Raw genomic sequence first — 6,745 nt, forward strand, 5'->3', positions numbered from 1 at the left:
TAATAATGTAATGAAGACGAAGGGTTCGTGTCATTTTCTCTATCAATGCTGCATTTGAATCAAAACTGACATACTTCTGACAGAAAGCTATTACCTTGCACATTCCAAGAATGGTAACAATATAAGAAACAATACAACTCATGATATTTACGTATGGTACGTAATTGAGAAGAGAAAAAATCAAGCCAATTATCATGAGAGAATTGCAGTTTTGAGTCTCATTTATGAGTGACTGATTTGCAGCAGGTACAGTATTTACCTTATTCTCAGGAATTGTAAAGTTTAAAGCATGACCGCACTTTATACAGAAATTTGCACCATCAGGATTATCGGCACCACACTTAGAGCAGAACATAATTTCACCTTATATTATTGTTTAAATGATTTGTCTATTAAAGACAGATAAGATCCTTAGATTCTATTCTTTACCATAAGAATCGTCAAAACAAAAATAATTATTTTGTACTAAAGCACACACAGTACACACACTTATATAAACCAAGTTATTTTATCAAAATTATTATCATTTTCTCTTTTAAATTCAGACTGTTAAATATCCACAGTGCAGATTGTGCATCTTTTGATAAAGGCAAAAAAAAATCAAGTGCAATAATGCCTGCGTTAAAAACAGGTGTTTGTATGTTTGAAAAAGAAAACATTCAGTCGGACAGAATAAGACAGTCACTTTACTCACTGTTTGGCAGAGATCTGGTCAATTCGATTCTTGAGAAGAAAGTTGAAGAGCTTATGCTCAATCCTGACGGAAAAATGTTTGTAAAGTGCAGTCATGGTCATTTAGAGCAGGTAGGATGCGTTGATACCTATAGGGCATCAGCAATTATCAGAAGTATTGCTTCATTAAACAGCAAGGAAATACCGAACAACAGTCCTGTAATTGACTGCGAAATTGACTTTCTTAAGGTCCGTTTTGCAGCGGTACTGCCACCACTTGTTAAGGCTCCTGTTTTCTGTCTTAGATCATTTAATACTCTATCTATCAGTATTGATGAACTGCTAAGTGATGGTTTTATAAATGAGCATCTGTATAAGGTTTTAAAAAAGCTGATCTTAAGTAAAAAGAATCTTCTTATATGTGGGCAGACAGCCTGCGGAAAAACAACTTTTTTAAACTCACTATTAAGACTTGTTCTTTGCAATGATGCACAGTCAAGAATTATAACAATTGAGGATACGCCGGAGCTTGAGATAAATGGAAAAAACTGCGTAAGTCTGTATACCTCAAAGAATGCTGATATGTCCTATCTTGTCAAAGCAAGTTTAAGACTGTCACCTGACAGAATTGTCGTAGGAGAAATACGCTCAAAAGAGGCTCTTGATATGCTCGATGCCTTAAGTACAGGACATGATGGAGCTATGTGCTCTATGCATGCAGGCAATGAAATCCAGGCACTTGAAAGATTAAAGCTTCTTATAAGCAGAAATCCAAATGCTCCATCAGGCATTGAAAGACTTATAGGAGCATCAATCGATGCGATTGTAGTGCTAAAAAAAGATCCGTACAGACATGTGCACTGTATTTATCAGATTAACGGTTTTGAAGATAAAAAATATAAATTAGAACTCCTAGGAGAAAATCTTATATGAAAAGAACGCTCATAGCATTTTCGCTAACGCTTTTGTTTTTACTTTTTTTAAATGATGCAAACGCATCAGAGGTAAGTTCAACAGCACTCCCCTATGAAAGTTATCTTAAGGATATTCAGTTGTCACTTACAGGACCTGTTGCGCGCTCTGTTGCGCTTATAGGAATTGTATCCTCAGGTATGACTCTTATTTTTGCAGGTGGTGAAATAAGCCGCTTTGTAAAATCCCTAGTCTATCTTGTGCTTGTTGTCGGCATGATCCTTGGTGCTAACAGCATCATGACAGGCGTTTTCAACGGTGCATGCATTGATGATGGTGTAAGTGTTAATAACAGCACTGATTATAAAAAGGAAAATTTACACAAAGACAAAAATCAGATTTCTACAAAAAACTCTGATATTGCCTTTTATATTGATTACTCAAAAGCATCAATAGACAAGTATTCAAGGATGTGCTGATGGGAGAAAAGCACGATATCTATCAGTCTTTAATCAGAACTCAGACTTTTTTACTTGCTGACAGACAGCTTTGCATGAGTCTTTTGTTTTTATGCATTGTCATAGCAAGTATAAGTCTGAGTATTAAAGGCTTTTTACTATCATTTTTTCTCTTTTGCTCAGGATATACAGCACTTTATCTTATGCAGCTAAACGATCCTATGCTCTTTAAGGTATATATGCGCAACATAAGATACAAAGATAACTATCTTGCACATGGAAACATATTCACTATAGGATACAGAAAATAATGGCTCAGTACGTGGTTTTTATGCTTACTATTGGCTTTGTCATAACATTTTTAATTGCAGCACTCTGCCTTAGGGTTCTGTTATTAAAAGACAAAAAAGCAGTAAAAAAGAATGCTTTTACTGATCTGATTGATTACGCCTTATTAGGACCTGACAATATAGTCATACTCAAAAACGGCGCACTCATGAAGGTTTATAAAATTGAAGCGCAGTGCATAAGCTTTGAAGATCCTCTTTTAATCAAAAAGAAGCAGCAATCTGTTTGTGATGCCATAAAAGAGGTTAACAGCAGTTTCATTATCAATTTTGACGTGATAAGAACAAAGGATAATGATTATATTAATCCTGATAGCACTTATCATGGTCCTGTAAGAGCAAAAGAGCTTTTCTGCAAAAGAATGGACACCTTAAAGCACGATGCATGCTATAAAAATGAATACTATCTTTGTGTAACCTCACTTGCAGGAACTCTTGATGCACAGACTCTTACAAGTCTATTTACAAAAAACTCCAATAATGAGACTGATACAAGTATCAGTGATCTTCTTGAAGCTTTTAAAACGCAGACAGACAGAGTTCTTCAGAGAATAAGCACATCATTTGAATTAAGAGAATGTACCTACAAAAACTTCACAGGCATCAAATCTCATGAAACCATAAGTTTTTTAAGAGAGTGCATCTGTTTTAACCACACACCGCTCATGCTTCCAAAACAGGATTTCTATCTTGATATGGTGCTGTCTGACAGCGATTTTGAATCAGGAATGTTTCCAAAGATTGCTGACAAATATATTGGTGTTGTTGCAGTTGAAGGTTTTCCAAATTCATCTGAGTTCTGCATTCTAAATGCTTTATCTGAGCTTGATTTTGAGTATCGTTACTCAAGCAGATATATTGTATTTGACAGATTAAAAAGCAATCTTCATTTAGAAAAGTACAGAAGATTCTGGGCTCAGAAAAAAAGAGGACTTTTCAGTATGTTTTCAGAATCTCCTGTTACAGAAAACACTGATGCAATTGAACAGGAGCAAAACGTATCAGAGGCAAAAAGTGAACTTAATAAAAATGCCAAGATCTTTGGTACTTATACAGGCTGCATAATCATTTATGACAGAAAACTGTATGAACTTAAAAGAAAGGCAAAACAGGCTGCAAAGTTAATTCTCTCTTTAGGTTTTGGAGCAAGAATTGAGTCTGTCAATGCAACTGATGCATATCTTGGCTCTCTGCCAGGACACTGTACAGAAAATGTAAGACGCGCTCTGATATCTAATGAGGTATTTGCAGACTTTCTACCTCTAAATACAAGCTTTAAAGGTGAAAAATACTCTCCAAATACAAAATTCTTTGGAGATAGGGCTCCATCTTTGATGACAGTAAAAAGCTTTGATAACGGAATATCAAATCTTAATCTGCACATAAACGAGCTTGCAAACTGTCTTGTTCTTGGACCGACAGGTGCTGGAAAATCGGTATTTCTAGGATCGCTCATTCCTGCTCTTTTACAGTATGAGGATATGCATATCTTCTGTTTTGACAAGGGATATTCTCTCAAAAAGATTTGCTCTCATATTGAAGGTGCGCATATATGCCTAGATGAGAGATCGGATATATCGCTTTGTCCTCTTTACGATCTTAGTAACGAGGATAAGTTTACAGATGCATTTGAATTCTTAGTAAGTCTTTTTGAGTACAACAGATATGTACTTAGCATTGATGAAAGGCAGGAAATCAGACTTGCCTTAGAGCTTCTTTGCAAGATGCCAGAATACAGACATTCTTTAAGTGATCTTCTCTCAGTGCTTACAAGCATAAATCTAAAAAAGATCATTGAGCAATATTGTAAAAGCAAAGCAGAAAATGCTCTTTTAGACGGTGATTGCAAGACTGAGTTTACAAATGAGCTTACAGTATTTGAATGTGCTCAGTTATTCTCAAGAGAAAAGAGTCATCTTTATCCTACTTTAAAGGCTGTTTTCAATCTTATAAATGACAGCGTACAAAAGCACAAGGCAAGTGCCATCATCATTGATGAGGCATGGATGATGCTAAAGGATGAGTATTTTAACAAAGAGCTAATCATGTGGATAAAAACATTAAGAAAACACAATGTAACTCTAATTATGGCAACACAGTCGATTACAGATTTAAGCATGACATCAAACTTTGTGGACATTCTTGACTGCGTTCAGACAAGAGTATATCTGCCAAATTCAGCACTTCAATCTGCACATATGAAAAAACATTATGAAAAGATGAATCTTAATGAACGTGAAATATATGAAATTGCAAACGGCAGAGAAAAACAGGATTTCTTTTTGCACAAGGCTGATATCTTTATGCCGTTTCGCCTGATTCTGTCAGATAAGGAAAAGGAGCTTCTAGGCATAAACAAGGAAAACAAAGCAAATGATGAAGATAACAACTGTGTGGAGGCTTTATGTCTTTAAAAAAGAAAATCACAAACAGCATTGGAATCAGACGTTTTGATTTTTTTACCTATGAATTAAAGAAGATGTTTCTTCCATATGCTTTAGCCTTTACAAGTCTTATGCTGCTTTTCTGTATCAGCATTGCCTATATTGATGAGTGCAAAAAGGACAGATTCATTCCCTACATAGTAATGCTTGATAAGAGTGGAGCTATTTTACAGACACAGATCATACAAAAAGATCTGAAAATTCCACCACAGGCGATAACAGATTTTCTCTGCACTTATATTGAATCAATGTATACAAGTACATCTGATAGAGAGCAGAACATTTCACTTATAAAAAAGGTATATGCATCAACTAATCTAAAGAGCGATGCTAAAGGAAAAATAGACAGATACTATCAAGATAAGAGCGCACAGAAAAATATTCAGGATGTGGCTGTTGAAACTGTAAGTGCAATATCACAAAGCCGCTATCAGTTGGATTTTTCAGTAATTCAGAAGGATAAAAGTCAAAGATACAAGGCTTTCTTGAGTTTTGAGATAAAGAAAGTAAACGCAAAGGATCTGGAAACACTAAGACTTAATCCTCTTGGGATCTTTATTAACGATATCAGAGTATCAAAGATAATTTCAAAGGTATAACATGTTAAAAAAATCTATCGTCCTTATGTTTTTATTCTGCTCTTTTACTGTCTTTTCAGATACTTTAAGAGATGAATATGCAGCTGATAACGGAACATATCTTGATGAAAGGGATAATGCCACATTAAAAAAGCTAAACAGCTTTGATAGAAATTCTAAAGGTGGTTTTGCCATTATGCCAGGAACTGTAAGATTCAATTACGGATCTCAGATCCCAACTGTTGTATGCGCAATACTAGAGCTTACAGACATAGCAATGGAGCAAAACGAGCACATAAATTCAGTGCAGTTAGGAGATGGTGCAAGATGGTCTGTTGAATTTGCAAAATCCGGCAATGAAAGTGGTTTTGTTGAGCATCTGATTGTAAAACCGCTAGATACTGGTCTTAAAACCTCACTTATCATTACAACAGACAAGAGAACATATCATATAAGATTAAAATCGACATCATCAGATTTTATGCAGTCTGTTCATTTTTATTATCCAGAAAACTCAAAAAAGAAGTTTTTTTCAAACTCCAATAATGACAGCTATTCAAAGGATATTCACATATCAGATGATATTCCCTATCAGAATACTGATAAGGCTTATAACAAAAATACCATACAGAATAATGACTTTTCTGCAGCGACATTCAACTATACGGTTTTAGATAATAAAGACTCATTTATAGAAGGATATTTTTGCTCTGGCAGAACCATTCTTGAATTAAAAGACAAAAGTTCTCTTGAAGAGGCGCCCTTACTTTTCAGTATTCAAAACGACGGAACAGGAAACAAGCATAAGTCTGCAGTCAATTACAGGGTATTAGGTAACAGCATCATTGCAGACGGAGCCTTTAAAGAGCTTTTACTGCAAATAAAAAAAGATGGGGATGATCTTAATATAAGGATTGTCAGATAAAGCTATGAAAACCGTAAGCAAGAAATATCTTTATTCAGGTGTATTTTTAACCTTTTTAATTATTATTTTTACCTGTACTACTTTTTATGAACAAAAAGATTCAGTAATAACACAAAGTGATGAAAACACAGTAAGTCTTGATGAACAGATTGAGAGAATAAATGATATAGCAAAAAATACAATTGACAGCATTGAAGAACATCAATTTGATGAGCAAAGCAATCAGGGATCTGAAGATACTCTAATTGAAAATAAGCAAAGATTTAAGGATAAAAATTCAAAACTATCAAATAGTGATGATGAATCTCTTGAAGAATTTTATAAAAACTACACTGTGTACAAAGAGAAGCACAGCCTGCCTTTAATTGAAGAGCAGAATGATTCAAACAGTGCTTTATATGCAGATGAT

General features: G+C 34.7%; 8 protein-coding genes. 7 read left to right on the forward strand and 1 reads right to left on the reverse strand.

Annotated features, from left to right (window positions below; genetic code table 11):
* A partial coding sequence (locus ACJML3_RS06765) for a zinc-ribbon domain-containing protein (protein WP_406021773.1) occupies positions 1–355 on the reverse strand: 355 nt, incomplete at its 3' end.
* A gap of 284 nt (positions 356–639) precedes the next feature.
* Here ACJML3_RS06765 and ACJML3_RS06770 point away from each other — a divergent pair.
* The 7 genes from ACJML3_RS06770 to ACJML3_RS06800 all read left to right on the forward strand — a co-directional run.
* Positions 640–1,605, forward strand: coding sequence for an ATPase, T2SS/T4P/T4SS family (locus ACJML3_RS06770; RefSeq protein ID WP_406021775.1), 966 nt, complete (start codon positions 640–642; stop codon positions 1,603–1,605).
* Complete coding sequence (locus tag ACJML3_RS06775) at positions 1,602–2,063, forward strand: TrbC/VirB2 family protein (protein WP_406021777.1); 462 nt, start codon at positions 1,602–1,604, stop codon at positions 2,061–2,063. The genes ACJML3_RS06770 and ACJML3_RS06775 overlap by 4 nt, the downstream gene beginning before the upstream one ends.
* The gene (locus ACJML3_RS06780; RefSeq protein WP_406021779.1) at positions 2,063–2,353 is read left to right on the forward strand and encodes a VirB3 family type IV secretion system protein; all 291 of its coding nucleotides are present in this window, start codon (positions 2,063–2,065) and stop codon (positions 2,351–2,353) included. The genes ACJML3_RS06775 and ACJML3_RS06780 overlap by 1 nt, the downstream gene beginning before the upstream one ends.
* Entirely contained in the window at positions 2,353–4,803 is a 2,451-nt protein-coding gene (locus ACJML3_RS06785; RefSeq protein ID WP_406021781.1) for a hypothetical protein, read from the forward strand. The genes ACJML3_RS06780 and ACJML3_RS06785 overlap by 1 nt, the downstream gene beginning before the upstream one ends.
* Positions 4,794–5,432 carry a type IV secretion system protein gene (locus tag ACJML3_RS06790; protein WP_406021783.1) on the forward strand — a complete coding sequence of 213 codons (639 nt, stop codon included), beginning with the start codon at positions 4,794–4,796 and terminating at the stop codon, positions 5,430–5,432. Before ACJML3_RS06785 ends, ACJML3_RS06790 begins: the two co-directional genes overlap by 10 nt.
* 1 nt (position 5,433) lies before the next feature.
* Positions 5,434–6,336, forward strand: coding sequence for a TrbG/VirB9 family P-type conjugative transfer protein (locus ACJML3_RS06795; protein ID WP_406021785.1), 903 nt, complete (start codon positions 5,434–5,436; stop codon positions 6,334–6,336).
* A 4-nt stretch (positions 6,337–6,340) separates the two neighbouring features.
* A partial coding sequence (locus ACJML3_RS06800; RefSeq protein ID WP_406021787.1) for a hypothetical protein occupies positions 6,341–6,745 on the forward strand: 405 nt, incomplete at its 3' end.

This window comes from Succinivibrio sp. (assembly GCF_045124615.1).
GTDB classification, from domain to species: Bacteria; Pseudomonadota; Gammaproteobacteria; order Enterobacterales; family Succinivibrionaceae; genus Succinivibrio; species Succinivibrio faecicola.